This window comes from Paenibacillus macquariensis (assembly GCF_900156375.1).
Classification (GTDB): Bacteria; Bacillota; Bacilli; order Paenibacillales; family Paenibacillaceae; genus Paenibacillus_AQ; species Paenibacillus_AQ macquariensis.
In genome coordinates, this window is the sequence record NZ_FTNK01000004.1 from 1 (window position 1) to 19,687 (window position 19,687).

The window sequence follows — 19,687 nt, forward strand, 5'->3', positions numbered from 1 at the left end:
ATTTTGCACTCTGACCAAGGAATGCACTATACACACCCCAAATTCCGTCTTCTCGTCCGTAAAGCAGGATTTACACAGTCCATGTCCCGTAAAGGTAACTGCTGGGATAACGCCTCCATGGAGACATTCTTCGGCCATATGAAGGATGATTTAGAGTATAGGTCATGTATGACCCTCACGGAGTTACGAGCACAAGTCGATGACTATATCACTTACTATAACTCTGAACGATATCAATGGGCATTAAAAAAGATGACTCCTGATGAATTCAGAAGTCATCTGCTCACTGCCTAAGGAAGGTCTTCTTTTTCAAACTTTCCACAAATACGGTCACAGTTCAAAATGCGAATGAACGTCGTCTTTTTTTACTTTTCAGGGCTAGTTCTCATTACCAGACTTCTATATTGTTGTCTAGTAATGAGTCAGTAGGCCCTCTAACAGGACAACGAACGATAAAATTTATCCACGACATGCTGAATGACATCTACGATATCGAGCTTGTCTGCTTTGAACAGCTGTATTTTTTGAGGTAGTAGTAATCATAAAGTACCTGCTCAATGGACATTTGATTTTGCAGCAGATACTTCATATTAATGATTTCTCGCAGAAGCAGATCATCTTGGAGAAGGATCAGCCACTCATTAATGGGATTAAAGATGCCTTTTTCTTTTCCTTCGCGATAGAAGATGAGGACCTGCTGCTCCCGTCTGCTCAGAACCGCTTTATTTCAGTCTCATTTATCATCGTGCTTCTGTTACTGCGACCAGGTAGCAACAAAGCAGCTAGAAACGAGGGCGGGGATGCGCATGACAGTGCAAAAATCAACGTTACTGAAAAAGATACATCGTTCAGTGATCTGACAACATGACGAAGCGACTTTCCCCTGAGCAGAGATTTCTGTAAAGGGGAGATCCGTTTTTTTCTTTAGAATTTTACCAATGAGTTCAAGTGAAGATGAGGCATTTTTATATGAAGACAAGCAATTAATTAGGGTTCAGGGTTCAGGTATTTCTGTATTATTGTATAATAATACCATATGTCATAAGAACAATACATAAAATGAATATTGTATACTGCTTTGATTTCTGGGGATGCGAGTAGCTTCGAAAGCAATTTACGTTGAATCTTGTGAGCAGTGATTAATTCGGCGATGGGAGGCATTATGTTGCGAAAATTACTTATTGTTTTGATATTGAATCTGATTAGTATTTTAGCTGTAGACAGAATGACTTTTAAATATAGTTCTGGGGGGAGTATTTCAGGGAATGGTAATCCAGGTGTTATCACATTGGTTGTAGGATTATTATTGTTCATCATTTTATTATTCTATGTAGGTGTTTTAATTAGGGGGTTCAATAGTAAGAGCAGAAGCAAACTCGTTAATATCACACTCCCATTAACCTCCATACTTATTTTAGGAATAATGATAATGGGAGAAACATCTGAAATTCGTTCGTTATCTAAAAATCTCAATGGATTTACTAACAATAAAGACTCTGTAGTGTATCGTTTCGGTTGGATTAACCAATATACAAATAACCTGTTTTTTAATGGGTACATTTTTTTCGCCGGTGTGGCACTAACGGTTTTCATCGTTTGGGTAGTGACTAGGGGTTTCAGTTCTAAGTTATAAAATGATGTTTAAATGCCCCATGACAATTTAAAAAGTGCCCAATAGATTAGCTAAGGAAAAGTCGCTGTATCTACTGCAAAATGTTCATAATACGATGAATTGATTTCCTTGGTCGGAAGAAGCTTTTGAAATCGCAAATGCGACAACAAACCTGTCTTCCTTTCTATTGGGGATAGCTAGTTGTTGACCCACACGTACCTGTCATTGACGGGTGTTCGTGTGAATCAGTTGTAAAGTATTTCCAGATTATAGTATGAAGCTGAAACTGCTGCGTACTTTATACATTTATACCTTTGGGAAATCTGCTGAAATACTTAAACAAGTCGGAGCGCGTACTCGTACAAAATAATATAAAAATACAAGTCGGAGCGTATGTTGGGCAGCGCTCTGGCTTGTTTTTATTTGTGAAGTTTCATCCTACTCATAAGTAAGTTGAATTCACACTTGCAATAATTCGTAATTAAAGATATATTATTAATTAAATGATCAATCATTTAATTAATTACAATTAAATCTACAGGGAGTGGGAATGAATTTGGCAAGACCAATCAATGAAGAAAAAAGACAGGAGCGGCGTAGTCGTATCCTAGAAGAAGCCGTTGTCCTGTTCGCAGAAAATGGATATTCTAATACCACAACGGCTCTCATTGCGCAGAGTGTGGGAGTGACTGCTGGAACCATTTTTCAATATTTCCCAAGTAAAGAAGCCTTATTCTACGCCGCTGTCCTTGAGCCGCTTGCTGATATTCAGGAGAAGTCGCTTGCTTGTCTAAAACAAGAGGGGACGCCGGGCGTATTAATTAAGAACATGGTAGAAGAACAATTCAATCATATCTATTGCTATACAAATGAATTGCGGCTTGTTCAATATGTCTTAGGACAACGGATAAGATTCCCTGAACTTACACAGAAGGTCCTTGAAAGTACAAAAGTAATGACAGATACTATCGAATGCGTCTATGCCAAGGGACAGTTAATGGGAGAATTCAACAAAAACTTTTCGCCAGCTATGATCTCTCGTGCCTATATCTCTTTCTTAAATGGGATAGGCTTAACTCTTGGAGAAAGTATTATTCATCACCCCGAGTGGGGAAATTTGAAGGAGCACGCCTTATATTTGTTCGCACCACAACCTAAAGAAAAAGCGAGGGAATCTGAATGAGTGAAACATCATTACAACCAAATTTGACATTAAACGTTCGTTCGAAAAAACGGAGGAGAATAATATTGATCCTAGGGATCGTGCTATTGCTTGTGGTGGGTTTAGTATTTTTTATATCCTATAAAGTAATGGATACCTTGCTGCACCATCCTAGAGACACGAATGTCAGCTACGACTTGAATATCGATAAAACTCCTTACCAAGAGGTTGAGTTCAAGAGCTTGAAAAATGATAATACGATTAGAGGTTCCTTCTTTTATGCAAATGGTCTTTCCAATAAGGCAAGTGATAAGACGATTATTGTCGTCCATGGATATACAAGCAATCGTTTAGTCAAAGGGCGGACCAATAAATTAGTAGAGCATTTCGTTCCGAAAGGCTATAATATATTGGCATTTGACCTCAGTTCGCAAGGTAAATCCGATGGTAATATGATTACACTTGGCCTCAATGAAAAATATGATCTACTTGGAGCTGTAAGCTATTTAAAATCCAGAGACCATGCTGGTGATAACATTGGAGTTATTGGCTTTTCAATGGGTGCTGCTACTTCTTTGCTAGCCGCAAGTGAAAGTGCTGACATCAAAGCTGTAGTTGCGGATAGTCCTTTTCGTAATGCTGGTCTATTTCTGAGAGAGGGTTTGCCCTTCTTTTCAGGTTTACCTGCGTTTCCATTCAGTTATACATCGACATGGATGGCAAATTGGGTCTTTGAGGTTGATCTTGATTCCATATCGCCTATGGATGCGGTAAAAAAGATGCAAGACAAGCCAGTTATGCTCATTCATGGTACTGGAGATCAGCAAATTAGTTATAAAAATACAGAAATTATTTACGAGTCCTTAAAAGATAACCCAAGTGCAGAAGTATGGTACCCGCAAAATACGGAGCACATCGATGCCATCAACCATTACCCCACTGAATATTTCCAAAGAGTAGATCGCTTTATCGATAAGTATATAGGAAAAGAGTAGAAACGACATGAAAGTCGGTGTTCCTTATAGTAGGGAAAAACCGGCTTTTCTGCTATCACTTGACAATATGATTTAGTAATTCGTTTATATTGGGTATATCTAGTTGTTGATTCACACGTACCTGTCATTGACGAGATGTTCGTGTGAATCAATAATTAGAAGTTCTCGTGGCTAATGCGTGCTGATAGAAAGGCATTGCGTAGCCGCAGTTTGAGGACCTCGTGAACATAGTGTCAGGAAGCTGGAATTATGGACGGGACTCATATCGTCATGAAACGAGATTTTTATTAAATCGTCTCTTTTACTGGGAATTTTGCCATCAACCTTGTGCCCCAGAAAATTGCAGCAGAAAAAGCTAAACTACAAGTTAGAAAGAGAGGTATAATACTTCCGCCGGAATACAACATGGTACCAATCATCGGCCCTGCCGCCATGCCAAGATAACGGATGAAATTGTACACTCCAATAGCCGTAGCCCTCTCCTCTGGAAATAGCTCCGTAAGAAGGGTGGTAGGTATAGAGCCTGTCAATCCCATAAAAAATCCAAAAAGACAAACATCTATAATAAGGAATGAAAGAGAGATGTGAGCAGTAAAAGCAAATAAAATAACGGATAATGCATGAAGTGAAAATCCGTAAATCAGGCTTTTTCGAGCGCCAAATTGATTTAACATCCACCCCCCAAGCTTAATGCTGATAATGGTAGAGAGGGACATTGCGAGCAGTATTATACCGGTCTTTGTAGGTTGAAAAGAATAAGTATTGCTCAATATTTGCGGTACAAAGGTTAAATAAATAAAATAGACCATAAATTGAAAAAATCCAAAGATTAAAATGGTTACACTCATCGGATTCTTAAAGATTAAAGAAAAATTCTGAGCGCTGTTATGTTTCGAGCCGGAGAATTCTGGTTTTGTCTCAGGCAATAGGATAAGGTTAGCTATTAGAAGTAAAATGCTGATTGCTGCCAAAAACAAAAAGGTTGCTCCATAACCTAATCGCTCCCCAATTACACCTCCAATTAATGGCCCGATCGCAGGAGCAAGCATTAATAATAATTGGTAAGTAGCCATGCCTTGTGAAAGTGCTTTTCCACGAAATATATCACCTATTATAGCAGCCGCTACAACTGGAACAGCGGCAGCACCAATTCCCTGAAGAACACGAAAGAATAGCAAAAAACCAATGGATGGCGAGTAAGCACAACCGATAGAAGAGACAATATACACAATAATGGAGGGAATGAGAACGGCTTTTCTCCCTCTTTTATCAGCCAAGGGTCCGAATACCATCTGCATGATTGCTAAGGCTAATGTAAACAAAGAAACGGATAGACTAACCAAATAGCTCGTTGTGTGCAGCTCTTCTTGAACTTGTAGAAGCAATGGATTGTATAAGTTTTGTCCCAATGAGGCAACAAAAGCGCTAAAACCTATTAAATACAAAATAACACGTAATTTCATAATAACCCTCCTTAATATATGACTGACTACAAGTCAGTAAAACGTATATTACAACATTGACTTTGAGTCAGTCAACAATTAAAATTAAATTTGAATGATGACAATAGCGAAAGAAGGATATAAATGACCAGAATATCCAAAAATCCTGAGGTGCGAAAAGCGGAAATTATGGATGCTTCTTTAGAACTGTTTGCTAATAAAGGATTTGAAGATACAGCAGTAAGTGATATCGTCAAAAAAATTGGCGTAGCGCAAGGAACATTTTATTATTATTTTAAGACTAAAGAAGAGATTATGATCGCGCTTATTGATCGTTTTATGGTCGAACATGAGGAGTATATTAAAACCATTGATGAGGATTTACATATGTCGCCTGCTGAAAAGGTAAATGCCATCTTATTTGTAAAGCCTTTTCACCAAAAAGTTTCAGATTTTCTTCACCATGAAAATAATGCTTGGATTCATCAAAAATTTCTCGTTAAAAAAATTAATGAAATAACTCCATACTTGTCCCGAATATTGGCTAAGGGAACTAAAGAAGGATTTTTTAAAGTTGAACATGCAGAAGAAACTGCTGAATTTTTACTAACCGCAGTTAATTTCATGTTAGATCCAGGTATCTTCGAGTTGGAGGATAGTAAGCTGGAAGAAAAAAAGAATGTGGCGAAAAATATAGTTAAAAATTTAGTGATAAAAGACTGATTACATCAAAGTCGGGTAAATAAACAATACAATCCGTCAAGGGATTAATACTACGGTAGTGTTTGGAGGTTCTACAGAGGAATGAATATAACTACACAATTAATTAGGCCTTTCCCTTCTTATGAAGAAGTATTTTATGATGATCTTGAAAATCACTGAAAGCATTTTTTACCTATTTGTTCAATCAATCTGTAATGTATCTATCCTGATCAGGATGAGTGGTTACATATTGTATCTGTAAATGAAATACATGAAGGGTGCGTAGGAGAGAATACTCAGCAATTCCATACATCTTTTACTAAAGAAGATATGGTAGGTTTTAATGTTATTGACTATTGCTCTATTAAACAGACATCAGGCACCTACTATAGCGAGGAAGCAAACTTCTTGATATAAAAGCAGTCACATAAATCTATACATGCTATATAGGGAGGGTTTTAAAATGAGAATTCTTATAATAGGCGCAACGGGTACAATTGGAAGTGCTGTTCGTAGTGAATTGGCATCGCGGCATGAAATTATTTCAGCAGGACGAAATGGAGCGGATATTTCTGTTGACATTACATCCTCCGAAAGCATCACAACAATGTATCAGGCAGTAGGCAAAGTGGATGCAGTTATTAGTACAACAGGGAGTGCCTACTTTGGCTCTCTTCTTGAACTGACTCCAGAAAACAATGAAATTGCTATTCAAAGCAAATTAAAAGGACAAATAAATCTCGTCTTACTTGGACTTAATCATGTAAATGATCAAGGTAGCTTTACTTTGACAACAGGGATTATTATGGATGATCCAATAGTGGGTGGGGTATCATCCGCGATGGCTGGTGGAGCTATTAGAGGTTTCGTTCAGTCGGCGGCGATTGAGATGCCTCGTGGGATACGTATAAACAATGTGAGCCCTAATGTTTTAGTGGAATCAATGAAAAAGTATGGTCCATATTTTCCTGGCTTTGAGCCTGTGCCTGCCAGCAGGGTAGCACAAGCTTTCCGAAAAAGCGTCGAAGGTGCTCAAACAGGGCAAACTTATACGGTTTATTGAGAGGTTCAGCAACACTTTTATCCTTTTGGTGTTTAGCCATTTTACTTCGTTGCACAGTTGAACTAATGGATAACAATAGTGGAGGAGCTTGCTACGCGGCAGCTCCTCTTTTGTTTCTTGAAATAACGAGCAGCGCCTAATTTTCGTATGTTCTTAAAAAAAATTATCTTTTTGCATGAACGAATAGCCCGGGTAGTCAGTTCCCTATTATACGATTTACGGTTTGAAGTTTACCTATTTAATCGAATAATAAATGAGGGATTAGTTACTTGGAAATATGTCAAAATTCTAGAAACCTGATGATAATGTTAAAACGAAACGGAGGTTTATTATGAAGATTAAACTAACTAATGTATTTGTAGAACTATACGGAGGTTCTGCGTTTTTATTATAGAAAGCGAGATGTTCGCCGGGAAATTCAAATGGTTAACAGTTGTCTCACCCGAAGGTCCGGATGATGTTGAGTTACTTCTTGAACCACACGACAACGCAGCTGCGAAGACATACCAAGAAGCGCTTTTTAAGGCAGGGACAGCTACAGCGTTATTTGCTTTTGAGATATTCAACAAGGGTACAAAAGAATGAAAGAGTTGAGTGTGCTGTTTACTATGGATCCAACAAAAGTGGGACTGGTAACCGTTGTAGTCTTTGATGATACTTGCGGTAACCTCATACAGCTCGGTTAGGTCTAATTTAATACGAATGTTAAACATTGGGCGTACACTTTTCCATTCGGATCTAGATGTTGTTCATTGGTGGCATTCGTACCCTTAAGAGACTGCCGCGTGCAGTGTATAGGTATTTGATCAGACTCTATAATGAGATTTAAAAAGGAAGAGCCATTTGATAAGGCAAATGGCATGTTTTGTTTGGAAGCACTGTATTATTGGACATTCAGGTTCAACAGATTAGCAACATTGATCTGGTTCATATCTTGGATTTTTAGGATAACGTGTGTATTATCGTTGTCCATATTAGGATTGTCAAAAAGCGGTTGACGTATTGGCGATTCGAGAGGGTCGTCTTATTTCGAGAATAGGCGCAGATGGATGGGCGACACTTTGTGCGATAGCGGCGTTGAAGGCGTGTTTACTATCCGACACAAGAATTGCTTGCCGACTTGATGGCAGTTACATGACAAGCAGCTAATGTATGTGTTGGAAGATTGTTGGAAATTACGATGGACGATGGTTCACCGCTTATAGAACGTAGTTTGAAAGGACACGTGATTAATGTAGTGATAAGAAGCTTCTGCCAGAGTATGGGGGGGAAGCTTTTTTATTTTAAAGTGCTTTAAGCAGATCGAACTATTCTTCCATTTAATAGTATAATTAATTGTATTCCTTATATTTACGAACTTCGTGAATATTACGTTATATGTAATTGCTACAATTGACATTTTGAATGGAGGAGATTTTCTGGAAGCTAAAGTAATAACACTAGCCCCTTTTCATGTTGTAGGTTACAAAATTGAAGCAGATATTAAAGAATTTGAGTCTGGTCTTGGTAAGAACATTTATCATTCGCTATTTGAAAGAAAAGACGAAATTCAAAACAAGAAAAATGAGAATGTAATCTTAATGCAGATTTATCCTATGAAGCCCGATTTTAATCCTCAGGTGGATAGGTTTACACATATTCTTTGTTATGAAGTAAGTAAACAAGGCGATGTTCCATTAAATATGATAAGTCATGCTGTCACTGAGAGTAAGTATGTTACTTACACACATAAGGGACTTGAATCGGAACTTAGTCGTTCGTATGACTATGTATATGGACAATGGATTAGAGAAACTGGAAATGAACCAAAGGATTATGATTTTGAAATTTGGGATGAAAGATATAAACCAGAAAGTCGAGACAATGAGATTGATTTGTTTGTAGCATTGAAGTAATTATTTAATCTTTTGCTTTTCAAGAGGCAAAGTTGAGTTTCTGAACAGAATATTTATCAAATTAAACGCCTAACAAGGCGTTTTTTTATTATATTTAAGCATCTCAGTAATATGTTTTTTGAATTAGAACACATATTAAAGAGTATTTCTCGTATTAATAGCTTTTTGTTACAATCAGATTGTTATCTAAAGGAGGTTATACAATGAACTATCGTAAATTAGGAGCGAGTGGCTTATATCTAAGTGAGATTGCCTATGGTAATTGGATTACACATGGTGCTCAAGTGGACAACGATACAGCCCATGCTTGTGTTCGCGCTGCTCTGGAGGTAGGAATCACTACATTTGATACTGCAGATGTGTATTCCGATACGAAAGCTGAGATGGTGCTGGGTCAAGCATTAAAAGGTGTGCACAGAGCTGATATCGAATTATGCACCAAGGTGTGCCATCCTACAGGGACTGGACGTAACGCAAGAGGTCTGTCTCGCAAGCATATTATGGAGGCGTGTCACGCTTCAATGAACAGATTACAAACCGACTATATTGATATCTATTATGCTCATCGCTTTGACGCAACAGTATCACTTGAAGAGACCTTCTTGGCTTTTTCAGATCTGGTTCGTCAAGGTAAAGTGCTCTATGTCGGGATTAGTGAATGGACGGCTGATCAGATTGCAAAAGGAGCTGTTTTGGCGAGGGAATTAAAGGTGCCATTGGCGGCTAGTCAACCTCAATATTCGATGTTATGGCGCATTATGGAGGCGGAGGTAGTACAAGCTTGTGAGCGAGAAGGGATTGGACAAGTTGTCTGGTCGCCGCTTGCTCAAGGGATTCTTTCAGGAAAATATATGCCAGGGCAACCGTTGCCAGAGGGATCTCGTGCTTCGACAGCTGCGGGCTCACCATTTATGAACAAATTGGCGGGTCAATGGCTTCGGACTGAAGTGCTTGAGGCGGTCTCGAATCTCTCTTCGATCGCAAGCGAAGTAGGGTTGACGCTTCCACAGCTGGCTATAGCATGGGTATTGCAAAATCCACAAGTCTCATCTGCAATTATTGGGGCATCCAAGCCTGAGCAAGTAATAGAAAATGCTAAAGCTGCGGGAATTCGTCTGGATAGGGAAGTGATGTTGCAAATCGATACTGTACTAGAAGGACTCGTTGAACGTGATCCTGAAAAGACGGGCTGAATATTACATTATTCACGATTAATAACTTCTGAACTCATTTGCTCTACGATCTCTAGTAACGCGGATAAGGAGGCACGATTGGAATCGGTTCTCCAAGCGACATAAAGGGGAATCGATGGTGTGCTTTCTTCAAAGGCACGAAATACGACACCTTCGCGCTGAAAAATAGCAACAGAAGAGGGCACAATGGCAACTCCAAGATTAGCAGCTACCAAGTTGACAATGGTATACATCTGAATGGCTTCCTGTACAACATTCGGATACATGTCGTGTTGGGCGCAAAAGCTCATAATGAGGTCATGAAAAGGAGCTCCTAAATGACGTGGGAACGATATAAATGGCTCTAAAGCTAAAGAGCTGATGGATAATGCCGGTAAATGAGCTAAGTGATGCTGCTCAGGCAAAACGGCAACAAGTGTTTCGTTTACTAGGGAACGATGCTCGATATGTTTGCTGGGCTCTGTATAACGAACAAATCCAATGTGAATTGTTCCTTCATGTAAAGACTGCCACTGCTGAGCAGACGTCATCTCATGTAATCTGAGTTGTACTTGTGGGTAACGATCCCGAAACATTTTTAACATATCAACCAATACTCCACCAGCTGCAGAATCTATAAATCCAATGTTCAAATGTCCGATAATCCCTTGATCGACTAATTGTGTAGTTTTGATAGAACGTTCCAGTTGAGATAGTATTGATTTAGCTTCCTCTAGAAAGACGGCCCCCGCTGGCGTGAGACGAACTTGTCTCTTGTTTCGTTCTAGTAGTTTCACACCAATCTCATTCTCCAGAGCTTGAATTTGGTGGCTTAGGGGAGGTTGTGTCATATTTAGCTTTTCTGCCGCACGGTTAAAATGCAGTTCCTCTGCTACTGCGATAAAGTATTGCAATTTTTTTATGTCCATCCTTTTCATTCTCCCTTGAAATGCTTCTCCAGGCAAGTATAAGGATCTTTGAAGAAAAATGAAAGGAGAGGCATGTCGTCCCCCCACATAAGCGTACATTCCCCATCTTACTTTTAGACAAAAAAACATTTTTGCAGTCAAAGACATGACCCGTAAAAACGCATACATTTAAATAGAACGCTAGATGATTATGGGGAGTGTAATGACGATGATAAATAGAAAGATAATGTTTATGAGTCCATTCCAAGTGGAAATGGTTGAAGAGGAGTATGTGCCTAAGACTTTAGGTGACCAAGAGGTACTCGTAAAATTGATTTATTCGCTGATTAGTCCGGGAACGGAGATGGCGATGTTATCTGGCAAAGAGGATTGGGCGAAGCTCCCACTGTGTCCAGGCTATTCAAGCGTCAACCGGATCGTAGAATGTGGCAAAGGGGTACAGGATTTTCAAGCGGATGATGTGGTTTTTCATTACGGAAATCATTGCGAATATCAAGTGGTTGAGGCTAAGGATCGCTACTGTGTTTTGAACCGGAATATTCAGGTTTTGGTTTTGTCTCGGGCAATAGGGGACAAGGTTAGCTATTAAAAGTTAAATACTGATGGCTGCCCCCAAAAAAAGGTTTATCCATAACCAAATCGCGCCCCAATTACACCTCCATTTCAATGAAAGAATACCCAGAAGGAGCGCCACATAACTATATAACCATACCCCATAAAGTTAGACACGATCGGAATGGATGTATTCAATCCCTCCTGAAGACGTTTCTTTTGGATAGAGATAGTTCCAGCATCTTGACACTTTATTTTAATTATAACAAAATTATGTTGAAATAATATTTCAGAAATGTTATTCTTCATTTAGAAAGCGATTTCATAAACGGAAAAGGATGATGATGAAAATCATGTTAGAGCATTTGACAACAGAGACTCGCAATAAGAAGACAATGAACTTGGATGAATTAACACCTCTTGAACTTCTGGAAGTGATGAATGAAGAAGATCAAAAGGTCGCACAAGCTGTTAAACAAGAAATTCCGCAAATTTCCAAAGCTGTGGAAGCGATTACAATGGCGATCAAACAAGGTGGACGCTTAATTTACATGGGGGCAGGAACGAGTGGACGTATCGGCTTGCTAGATGCTGTTGAGTGTCCACCAACATTTGGGACAGCACCTGAAGAGGTAGTTGGGCTAATTGCTGGTGGAGAGAGAGCGTTTATTAAAGCGGTCGAAGGTGCAGAGGACAATGAACAATTAGGAGTGCAAGATTTACAAGATATTAAGCTTACAGCCAAAGATATTGTCGTAGGAATTGCAGCTAGCGGACGTACGCCTTATGTCATCGGTGGATTAGAATATGCCAATTCTATTGGAACGCCTACTGTAGCCGTGAGTTGCAACAAAGATTCAGCGATTGGTAAAGTGGCAAAGATTGCGATTGAAGTCGTAAACGGACCGGAAGTGTTAACGGGGTCAACACGTTTAAAAGCTGGGACCTCTCAAAAATTAATTTGCAACATGCTTTCAACAGCTTCAATGATTGGTACGGGGAAAGTATATGGAAATTTAATGGTAGATGTACAGTTAACCAATGACAAACTTGTAGAACGTGCTAAACGAATTGTGATGGATGCGACAGATTGTGACGCTGAAACAGCAGAAGACTATTTGAAACAAGCTGATCACAAACCGAAAATTGCAATTGTGATGATTCTTGCTGGGCTTTCTAAAGAAGAAGCTGTACAACGTTTGGAAGAATCACGAGGTTTTGTACGTCAAGCGATAAAATAATATGAAAGTAAGAGAGGGGCATAAACATGAGTAAATATCATGATTTAGCGGTCCAAATATTAGAGGCTGTCGGTGGTAGCTCAAATGTATCCTCATATACCAATTGCATGACTCGTCTTCGTGTAACTGTTGTTGATCGCAGTCGAATCGCTGAAGCGGAATTGAAGAAGATTAATGGGGTTCTAGGTGTAGTGGACGCTGAAACGTATCAAATCATTCTCGGACCAGGGGTCGTGACCAAAGTAGCCGAAGAATTTGGTAAAGTGCTAAAAGGAAGTGTCTCAGAGGGTGAAAGTTCATCTTCGGCTGAACAATTACAATCAAAAGGTGCAAAAATGAAAGCGCTTTTAAAGAAAAAGAATGATACACCATTCAAAAACTTTTTGCGAAAAATAGGAAGTATTTTCATACCACTAATTCCTGCGTTCGTTGGAGCTGGTTTAATTGCAGGTATTGGCTCGATTCTAGCTAACAATATTACAGCGGGCAACTTAGACGCCGCAACTTGGCAGCAATATGTAACTATATTAAATGTTATTAAAAATGCAATTTTTACTTACTTAGTCATATATGTCGGTATTAATGCAGCTAAAGAATTTGGAGCTACTCCTGCTCTTGGTGGAGTGATCGGTGGGGTAACGATTTTAACAGGTGTTACAGCTGACCTGCCCATTTTTAATATATTTACGGGTGCGCCTTTAACGCCAGGGCAAGGTGGAGTTATTGGTGTTCTAATCGCAGTATGGATTTTATCAATCGTTGAAAAATATTTACGTAAAGTTATTCCTGATGCCGTTGATATTATCGTTACGCCTACAATAGCCTTACTTGTCGTGGGGCTGATTACGATATTTTTCATTATGCCATTCGCTGGATTTATTTCTAGTAACTTAATCGGAGCTATTAACTGGACGTTAGAAGTGGGTGGTGCATTCTCAGGTTTTGTATTAGGAGCAGCGTTTTTACCGCTTGTTATGTTAGGACTGCATCAGGTATTGACGCCGATTCACATTGAGATGATTAATAGCTCAGGTATGACGCTATTACTTCCGATGCTTGCTATGGCTGGTGCGGGTCAAGTAGGGGCATCCATTGCATTATGGATTCGTTGCAAGAAGAATAAATCATTAACGAACATGATTAAGGGTGCTCTTCCAGTGGGTATTCTGGGAATCGGCGAGCCATTGATTTATGGGGTAACCTTACCGCTAGGACGTCCGTTTATTACAGCTTGTATTGGCGGAGGCATTGGTGGTGCGGTCATTGGTTTATTTGGCAACGTTGGAGCGATTGCCATTGGACCATCTGGAGTTGCGTTAATTCCATTGATCGCGAATGGATTATGGTTGAAATATGTAATAGGGTTAGTTGCAGCTTACGCTGGTGGATTTATAATCACTTATTTCTTCGGTGTACCGAAAGATGCTATGGCAGAACAGGAATAACTGATTAGAAATACTGAGGTGATTTGATTGTTGGGAATTTCAATTTTTGTAGCGGACCGGACGTTAGAAGAAAACATGAATTATATGAAAGAAATGAAGGAAGCAGGTTGTACAGAAATATTTACATCACTTCATATGCCAGAAGATGATATAGAACTATTGAAAGAGAAATTGCTGGAAATTGCAAACGCTGCCAAACAATTAGGAATGGACTTGATGGCAGATATTTCTGGGAAAGCATTGGAGAAATTTTCTTTTCCCTTTTTATTGCAATCAGGTGTTACAGGTTTGCGGATGGATTTTGGATTTAGCGCCCATGAAATTGCTGCCTACTCGCAAAAAATGAAAATTGCTTTAAACGCCAGCACATTAACATCAGAGTTCTTAGCTACATTAATAGCTAATCATATTTGTCTTGAGAACATTGAAGCTTGGCATAATTATTATCCCCGCCCGGAAACAGGTCTTGATAAAGAAACGTTTAAAGAGAAGAACAAATGGTTGCAAGCTGAAGGAATCACGACAATGGCCTTTATTCCTGGAGACGGGCTGAAGAGAAAACCATTATTTGAAAGTTTGCCTACATTAGAGAAACATCGGAATCAATCTTCTTTTCTCGCTTATTTGGAATTAGAGAAAGATTGTGCCGTGGACAAAATTTTTGTTGGAGATTTAACACTTTCAGAATGGTCTCAGCATCAATTTCAAAGGTATGAAAAAGGAATTATTCCTTTGCGAGTAACCAAGGAACTGCCTTATGCATTATGGGATATTGTTCATCGGAATCGCCTTGACGCTGCTCGTGATGTCGTTCGCTCAGAAACTGCACGAACAGATGAAGAGCGTTTTGTAATGACAAAAAATATTGCGCCTATGCATACGACCAAGCGATCTAAAGGAACGATTACTGTTGATAATTATTTGTATGGCCGCTATGAACATGAGTTACAGATCACGTTAACGGATCTGACGGCACATGAAGGCGTTAATGTGATTGGTCATGTTATAGACGATGACATTCCTCTATTGTACTACGTTAGAAAAGGGGGAAGCCATTTTTCCTTTACAACTGCTACTTAATGATTACTCCCCTCTATTTTGTTACAATAAGGAAAATAGATTAAGTAGAGGAGATAAGGGCTTGGTAGTAGGAAATATGATTTCTCAAATTGAACTAGTATTAAATGAACTGCCAGAATCAGAAAAAAAAGTAGCAGAGTACATTCTTGCAAATGCTAAAGAAATCATGCATATGACCATACACGAGTTAGCGAAGAAAGCGGAGGCAAGTAGTGCTGCGGTTGTTCGTTTTTGCAGGTCGCTAGGAATAGATGGTTTTCCCGCTCTGAAAATTCGTTTATCAGCGGAAGTAGAAAACACGCAGTATGTTGGATACTTTGATGTTGAATCGAATGAAACGGTGCATTCTATCATTGATAAAATGTTGTCGAATACAATACTGACCTTCCAGAATACGGCCAGTCAACTGGATGCGCAATCTATTGAGCAGGCAGTGAACATGTTACAACAGGCAGAAATTATTTATATTTACGGGATAGGTGCCTCTTTTATTATTGCAGAAGATGCAGCACAAAAATGGCTTCGGCTTGGAAAAAATGTCTATGCTATTTCAGATCGTCATTTATTAGCAGCGGCAATGGCTACGAAATCAGAAAACGCCGTCTTCTGGGGAATTTCTTATAGCGGGGAAACGAGAGAAGTTATTCAATTAATAAAACGAGCTAAGGAACAGGGGATAAAAACAATTAGCCTCACTCGTCCTGGAAATAACAAGCTTTCTCAGCTTGCTGATGTTTCTTTATTTACATCACGTGCGCCGGAAGCCAAGCTTCGTAGTGCGGCAACAAGCTCTAGACTTGCTCAATTATTTGTGTTAGATATTGTCTTTAGCGCGTATGCTTCTGCTCAGTATGATTTTACTGTGGAGCAGCTAGCGAAGACAAGACAAATGATTGAAGTGTTGGATGATTAATGTTGTGAAAGATCGTATACTCAGGGGAATTTGAAGTTGGTGGAACTGGATTAAATAAAGGATATGGAAGCACTCCTCTAGGGGAAAGCTCCATATCCTTTATTTGGGTCAATCATAGTCAGCACTGATTATGAGGTTGAGCTTAAATTACATAAACGTTTCGCCATTATCGTAGTTGAACTGCCACTCAATTCCGAACTTATCAACAACACTACCGTAGAGTTTGCTCCAGAACGTTTCTTGAAGTTCCATGCTAACCTTACCGCCTTCTTTCAGCTTATCGAATAAAGATTTGACCTCATCGATATCCTTAGTAACGACTGCTAAGCTTATATTGTTACCTACAACAAAAGGCATACCAGGGAAAGTATCAGAAAACATCACGTTGCTACCAGAAAGATTAAGTCGTGCATGCATAACTAAATCTTTGGCTTCCTCTGGAAGCGGGAATGCTGGATCTGGTGGGGTGTCTCCAAAAGCCATGATATGCGGTTGTTCCGTACCAAATACCTGTGCGTAATATGTTACTGCTTCACGACAGTTCCCATTAAAATTTATGTATACATCAATTGCCATTTCTTTCACTCCTTAGTTAAAATTTGATTGTAAATCATTTACTGTTATGTCTATTCCATATTGTAACATTCAACAGAGAAGAATCAAATATTCTACCGGCAGAATTCAATAAAATATCAAAAAATTATCTTTGACTCCGTACCTAGGTACAACCTTTATAATTACAATCGAGGAGGGACTTATGGAAGGATTAACAGTGAGCAAAGTAGCTTTGAAATCCAACGTGGGTGTTGAAACAGTTAGATATTATGAGAGATGAGGACTTAAATCGAAACCTCCCCGCAGTGAATCGGGATATCGAATGTTTACGAATGAGATAGTGGCTGATGTATCAATTTGCGCTAATAAAAGTTCAAGAAATTGAAGAGAAAATAAGTAAATTACACCATTTTAAATCATTGTTGGAATTAGTAACGACCCGTCCATTATCAAAACTTCCACTTTCAAAGGATCAATGTCCTGTCATTCAAAAATGCGTAAAAGGGGAGATTTAAATATGTCTAAAAGAATCAAAGTTTTTACGGATGGCAGTCCTTTAAGTGATGATGTAGTCGAACAAGTAAAGAAACTAGCTTGCTCTAAGTGTGAATTCATCGTAAATAACTTGTCAGAACCACCTGTCGCGGCCGAATGTGAGGATAAAGTTAAAGGTTATGGCATTACATCACTTCCAGCGGTTACGATTGACGGGAAAGTAGTGGATTACAAGAAATTCAAGAAAAAATAGACCGTTTTATAAATTAGATTCATTTTATGTAGCTAAAGAGAAAGAGGTACACTGTAATATTGAAGACAAGAGATTGGACATGAGGTATGTAATAACAACTTGTAAGAATATTGATGGTTCGATTTCATGAGATGTGACAGTGATGCTCGAATGTATTGTTTATTTCGGTTGACTTTGCTAAGCTGAAATTTCTTGGTAGAGAAAGGGCTAGGCGGTAAAATACTCCACTCTTCACCACAGCAAAGAATGAACGGCTGAGATGTCGGGTTTTATCTATTATAACAGTAATGATGTTTTCTGAATTTTTATAAAACCTGCTCATTTTCATCTGAAATGGTAGTGAATAACCTGCAATTTGTATGGATTCAAATTGACCCAAGTGTGTAGAGGGAGGATTTATGTACCGGATTCTCATTGTAGAAGATGATCAGCGAATTGCCGAGCTTTTATCCAATCATTTGGACAAATACGGATATGAACCCATTGTGACACATCAGTTTGATGCCATAGATCAAGCCTTTGAACAAATCATGCCTCATCTTGTCTTGCTGGATGTGAACCTACCTAAATTTGACGGATATTATTGGTGCAAACAAATACGAAAAGTTTCATCTTGTCCAATTATTTTTATTTCTGCTCGAACAGGAGAATTGGATCAGGTGATGGCAATTGAGTATGGCGGAGATGACTTTGTAACCAAACCTTTTTACTATGATGTCATCGTTGCAAAAGTGAAAAGTCAAATCCGCCGTTCGTATGGCGAATTATCAATCGGAGCTACTGATACTGAACGAGAAGTTCATTTTTATGGAGTGACATTTTTTCCAGAACGTCCAGAACTACATTACGGACAGCAGAGATTATCGCTTATGAAAAAAGAAGCTGATCTACTCGACCTGCTCATTAACAAATATCCACGTACGGTAAAGCGGGAGAAAATATTTGAACGGATGTGGGACGAAAAAGAATTCATCAACGAGAATACGTTGAATGTAAATGTAGCTCGGTTACGCAAGAAGTTCACAGAACTCGGGATAGATAATGCCATCGAAACCGTCAAGGGCTTAGGCTACCGTCTGAACGTATCTTGGAACGAGGTAGACAAAGAATGAAATTATTTATTAAGGAGAATATTCCCTATATCGTACTTCATGTCATGCAGTTTATATTTTTATATTCGACTTTTCGCTGGTTGGATGCAAATGTTGTTGAAGGCAATATCGCGTATCTCTTTCTAGTGAGTCTTTTTATGCTGATCATTTATCTTACATTTCGTTATGTAGTTGGACGCAGCGGCTATAAATGGCTAAGCAATATTCCCGATTTGAAAGATGCAAAGGCTTTCTTGCAAATGGACGTTACTTCACCGTTGCTTCATACTTTCAAGGAAGGACTTGCAAGGCAATATCAGTTAATGCAGAGCGAAAAAGAAAGATCAATACAGGAAAAACAGGAGCAGATTGATTTTATGAACCGTTTTGTCCATTTGCTCAAAACACCGCTTTCCGCTTTGCACCTGATTGTTCAGGATCGTGAGGACTCGGATGGGTCGGAGGAAATGCAAGTTGAAATCGTCCGTATGGAGTACCAGTTGAATATGATTCTGACACTATCAAGAATGTCCTCTTTCCGACAGGATTTCTATATTCAAACTGTATCCATAGAGCCATTGGTATATGAAGTAATTAACGACTTAAAGAGCCACTTTATTCACCATCATTTATTCCCCTCAGCCGATGTACATGGGGATGCCACCGTACTTTCGGATCGTAAATGGTTGAAGTTTGTACTAATGCAGTTGCTTACCAATGCCATCCGTTATTCTGATGGTGGAAATCGACACATAAGGATATTTGCGGGTCAACAGGGAGAGTATTTTACATTGACAGTGAAAGATGAAGGTGTAGGCATTTCCCCTCAAGACCTTCCTAGAGTATTTGATTTGTATTTTACTGGTGCTAACGGACGCGAATTTGGTGAATCCACGGGCATCGGTTTATATCTCGTTCGGAAAATCTGTGATGAGTTGGGTCACAGCGTTTCGATCCAATCATCTTTAGGAGTGGGAACGGAGGTCAAAATTCGTTTTTCATGATCCTATCATCCTTAGTTGGCAAGGTGACAGATATGTAATGTTGATGTTATCTAGAACGATAGCGACATCCCTTCCTTTCTTATAAC

At 39.1% G+C, this 19,687-nt stretch carries 22 protein-coding genes; 19 read left to right on the plus strand and 3 right to left on the minus strand.

Going from position 1 to position 19,687, the window contains the following annotated elements; all coding sequences use genetic code 11:
- From BW961_RS08455 to BW961_RS08475, 5 genes are all read left to right on the plus strand, one after another.
- Window positions 1–294 (plus strand): IS3 family transposase (locus BW961_RS08455; protein WP_139331567.1); only part of this gene is annotated, 294 nt, incomplete at its 5' end.
- Between the two features lie 277 nt (window positions 295–571).
- Window positions 572–868 carry a hypothetical protein gene (locus BW961_RS08460; protein WP_076576746.1) on the plus strand — a complete coding sequence of 99 codons (297 nt, stop codon included), beginning with the start codon at window positions 572–574 and terminating at the stop codon, window positions 866–868.
- Window positions 869–1,162: 294 nt separating this feature from the next.
- Window positions 1,163–1,633 (plus strand): hypothetical protein, encoded by a 471-nt coding sequence (locus tag BW961_RS08465; RefSeq protein WP_139331568.1) that lies wholly within the window; start codon window positions 1,163–1,165, stop codon window positions 1,631–1,633.
- Window positions 1,634–2,162: 529 nt separating this feature from the next.
- The gene (locus tag BW961_RS08470; protein ID WP_244555902.1) at window positions 2,163–2,795 is read left to right on the plus strand and encodes a TetR/AcrR family transcriptional regulator; all 633 of its coding nucleotides are present in this window, start codon (window positions 2,163–2,165) and stop codon (window positions 2,793–2,795) included.
- 65 nt (window positions 2,796–2,860) lie between these two features.
- On the plus strand, window positions 2,861–3,769 hold the full coding sequence (locus BW961_RS08475; RefSeq protein WP_244555903.1) for an alpha/beta hydrolase: 909 nt from the start codon (window positions 2,861–2,863) through the stop codon (window positions 3,767–3,769).
- 287 nt (window positions 3,770–4,056) lie between these two features.
- Here the strand turns inward: BW961_RS08475 and BW961_RS08480 are convergent, their stop codons facing one another.
- Window positions 4,057–5,232 carry an MFS transporter gene (locus BW961_RS08480; RefSeq protein WP_068586001.1) on the minus strand — a complete coding sequence of 392 codons (1,176 nt, stop codon included), beginning with the start codon at window positions 5,230–5,232 and terminating at the stop codon, window positions 4,057–4,059.
- Between the two features lie 123 nt (window positions 5,233–5,355).
- On the opposite strand from BW961_RS08480, the gene BW961_RS08485 reads away from it, so the two are divergent.
- The 6 genes from BW961_RS08485 (at window position 5,356) to BW961_RS08510 (ending at window position 10,064) form a co-directional block, all read left to right on the plus strand.
- A complete protein-coding gene (locus BW961_RS08485) occupies window positions 5,356–5,934 on the plus strand; it encodes a TetR/AcrR family transcriptional regulator (protein WP_068585999.1) in 579 nt (192 codons plus the stop codon).
- 442 nt (window positions 5,935–6,376) lie between these two features.
- Window positions 6,377–6,976: a short chain dehydrogenase gene (locus tag BW961_RS08495; protein ID WP_068585996.1), complete on the plus strand. Its 600-nt coding sequence runs from the start codon at window positions 6,377–6,379 to the stop codon at window positions 6,974–6,976.
- A 402-nt stretch (window positions 6,977–7,378) separates the two neighbouring features.
- Complete coding sequence (locus BW961_RS31125; protein WP_244555904.1) at window positions 7,379–7,561, plus strand: VOC family protein; 183 nt, start codon at window positions 7,379–7,381, stop codon at window positions 7,559–7,561.
- Window positions 7,562–7,978: 417 nt separating this feature from the next.
- Window positions 7,979–8,125 carry a hypothetical protein gene (locus tag BW961_RS30395; protein WP_156510137.1) on the plus strand — a complete coding sequence of 49 codons (147 nt, stop codon included), beginning with the start codon at window positions 7,979–7,981 and terminating at the stop codon, window positions 8,123–8,125.
- A 212-nt stretch (window positions 8,126–8,337) separates the two neighbouring features.
- Window positions 8,338–8,871 (plus strand): GyrI-like domain-containing protein, encoded by a 534-nt coding sequence (locus BW961_RS08505; RefSeq protein WP_244555905.1) that lies wholly within the window; start codon window positions 8,338–8,340, stop codon window positions 8,869–8,871.
- A gap of 203 nt (window positions 8,872–9,074) precedes the next feature.
- Window positions 9,075–10,064, plus strand: coding sequence for an aldo/keto reductase family protein (locus BW961_RS08510; RefSeq protein ID WP_068585993.1), 990 nt, complete (start codon window positions 9,075–9,077; stop codon window positions 10,062–10,064).
- Between the two features lie 8 nt (window positions 10,065–10,072).
- Here the strand turns inward: BW961_RS08510 and BW961_RS08515 are convergent, their stop codons facing one another.
- On the minus strand, window positions 10,073–10,972 hold the full coding sequence (locus BW961_RS08515; RefSeq protein ID WP_068585990.1) for a LysR family transcriptional regulator: 900 nt from the start codon (window positions 10,970–10,972) through the stop codon (window positions 10,073–10,075).
- 208 nt (window positions 10,973–11,180) lie between these two features.
- On the opposite strand from BW961_RS08515, the gene BW961_RS08520 reads away from it, so the two are divergent.
- The 5 genes from BW961_RS08520 (at window position 11,181) to BW961_RS08540 (ending at window position 16,203) form a co-directional block, all read left to right on the plus strand.
- Complete coding sequence (locus BW961_RS08520; protein ID WP_068585988.1) at window positions 11,181–11,561, plus strand: alcohol dehydrogenase catalytic domain-containing protein; 381 nt, start codon at window positions 11,181–11,183, stop codon at window positions 11,559–11,561.
- A gap of 316 nt (window positions 11,562–11,877) precedes the next feature.
- The gene (murQ, locus tag BW961_RS08525; RefSeq protein WP_068585985.1) at window positions 11,878–12,765 is read left to right on the plus strand and encodes an N-acetylmuramic acid 6-phosphate etherase; all 888 of its coding nucleotides are present in this window, start codon (window positions 11,878–11,880) and stop codon (window positions 12,763–12,765) included.
- Window positions 12,766–12,791: 26 nt separating this feature from the next.
- Window positions 12,792–14,210, plus strand: coding sequence for a PTS transporter subunit EIIC (locus tag BW961_RS08530; RefSeq protein WP_068585982.1), 1,419 nt, complete (start codon window positions 12,792–12,794; stop codon window positions 14,208–14,210).
- A gap of 30 nt (window positions 14,211–14,240) precedes the next feature.
- Complete coding sequence (locus BW961_RS08535) at window positions 14,241–15,290, plus strand: DUF871 domain-containing protein (protein WP_326111069.1); 1,050 nt, start codon at window positions 14,241–14,243, stop codon at window positions 15,288–15,290.
- 76 nt (window positions 15,291–15,366) lie between these two features.
- Window positions 15,367–16,203 carry a MurR/RpiR family transcriptional regulator gene (locus tag BW961_RS08540; protein WP_068586114.1) on the plus strand — a complete coding sequence of 279 codons (837 nt, stop codon included), beginning with the start codon at window positions 15,367–15,369 and terminating at the stop codon, window positions 16,201–16,203.
- A gap of 147 nt (window positions 16,204–16,350) precedes the next feature.
- On the opposite strand, the gene BW961_RS08545 is transcribed toward BW961_RS08540, so the two are convergent.
- Window positions 16,351–16,779: a VOC family protein gene (locus BW961_RS08545; RefSeq protein ID WP_068585976.1), complete on the minus strand. Its 429-nt coding sequence runs from the start codon at window positions 16,777–16,779 to the stop codon at window positions 16,351–16,353.
- 496 nt (window positions 16,780–17,275) lie between these two features.
- Between BW961_RS08545 and BW961_RS08550 the strand changes: the two genes are divergently transcribed.
- The 3 genes from BW961_RS08550 to BW961_RS08560 all read left to right on the plus strand — a co-directional run bounded on the left by BW961_RS08550 (window position 17,276) and on the right by BW961_RS08560 (window position 19,601).
- The gene (locus BW961_RS08550; protein WP_068585973.1) at window positions 17,276–17,506 is read left to right on the plus strand and encodes a thioredoxin domain-containing protein; all 231 of its coding nucleotides are present in this window, start codon (window positions 17,276–17,278) and stop codon (window positions 17,504–17,506) included.
- A gap of 398 nt (window positions 17,507–17,904) precedes the next feature.
- Complete coding sequence (locus BW961_RS08555) at window positions 17,905–18,618, plus strand: response regulator transcription factor (protein WP_068585970.1); 714 nt, start codon at window positions 17,905–17,907, stop codon at window positions 18,616–18,618.
- Window positions 18,615–19,601: a sensor histidine kinase gene (locus BW961_RS08560; protein WP_068585968.1), complete on the plus strand. Its 987-nt coding sequence runs from the start codon at window positions 18,615–18,617 to the stop codon at window positions 19,599–19,601. The genes BW961_RS08555 and BW961_RS08560 overlap by 4 nt, the downstream gene beginning before the upstream one ends.
- The last annotated feature ends 86 nt before the right edge of the window (window positions 19,602–19,687 follow it).

What these genes read in the sequence shown, in the direction of transcription:
- BW961_RS08465 (WP_139331568.1), top strand. Translation starts at nt 1,163, where the DNA reads ATGTTGCGAAAATTACTTATTGTTTTGATATTGAATCTGATTAGTATT.
- BW961_RS08470 (WP_244555902.1), top strand. Translation starts at nt 2,163, where the DNA reads ATGAATTTGGCAAGACCAATCAATGAAGAAAAAAGACAGGAGCGGCGT.
- BW961_RS08480 (WP_068586001.1), bottom strand. Translation starts at nt 5,232, where the DNA reads ATGAAATTACGTGTTATTTTGTATTTAATAGGTTTTAGCGCTTTTGTT.
- BW961_RS08485 (WP_068585999.1), top strand. Translation starts at nt 5,356, where the DNA reads ATGACCAGAATATCCAAAAATCCTGAGGTGCGAAAAGCGGAAATTATG.
- BW961_RS08495 (WP_068585996.1), top strand. Translation starts at nt 6,377, where the DNA reads ATGAGAATTCTTATAATAGGCGCAACGGGTACAATTGGAAGTGCTGTT.
- BW961_RS31125 (WP_244555904.1), top strand. Translation starts at nt 7,379, where the DNA reads ATGTTCGCCGGGAAATTCAAATGGTTAACAGTTGTCTCACCCGAAGGT.
- BW961_RS08510 (WP_068585993.1), top strand. Translation starts at nt 9,075, where the DNA reads ATGAACTATCGTAAATTAGGAGCGAGTGGCTTATATCTAAGTGAGATT.
- BW961_RS08515 (WP_068585990.1), bottom strand. Translation starts at nt 10,972, where the DNA reads ATGGACATAAAAAAATTGCAATACTTTATCGCAGTAGCAGAGGAACTG.
- BW961_RS08520 (WP_068585988.1), top strand. Translation starts at nt 11,181, where the DNA reads ATGATAAATAGAAAGATAATGTTTATGAGTCCATTCCAAGTGGAAATG.
- murQ (WP_068585985.1), top strand. Translation starts at nt 11,878, where the DNA reads ATGTTAGAGCATTTGACAACAGAGACTCGCAATAAGAAGACAATGAAC.
- BW961_RS08530 (WP_068585982.1), top strand. Translation starts at nt 12,792, where the DNA reads ATGAGTAAATATCATGATTTAGCGGTCCAAATATTAGAGGCTGTCGGT.
- BW961_RS08540 (WP_068586114.1), top strand. Translation starts at nt 15,367, where the DNA reads ATGATTTCTCAAATTGAACTAGTATTAAATGAACTGCCAGAATCAGAA.
- BW961_RS08545 (WP_068585976.1), bottom strand. Translation starts at nt 16,779, where the DNA reads ATGGCAATTGATGTATACATAAATTTTAATGGGAACTGTCGTGAAGCA.
- BW961_RS08550 (WP_068585973.1), top strand. Translation starts at nt 17,276, where the DNA reads ATGTCTAAAAGAATCAAAGTTTTTACGGATGGCAGTCCTTTAAGTGAT.
- BW961_RS08555 (WP_068585970.1), top strand. Translation starts at nt 17,905, where the DNA reads ATGTACCGGATTCTCATTGTAGAAGATGATCAGCGAATTGCCGAGCTT.
- BW961_RS08560 (WP_068585968.1), top strand. Translation starts at nt 18,615, where the DNA reads ATGAAATTATTTATTAAGGAGAATATTCCCTATATCGTACTTCATGTC.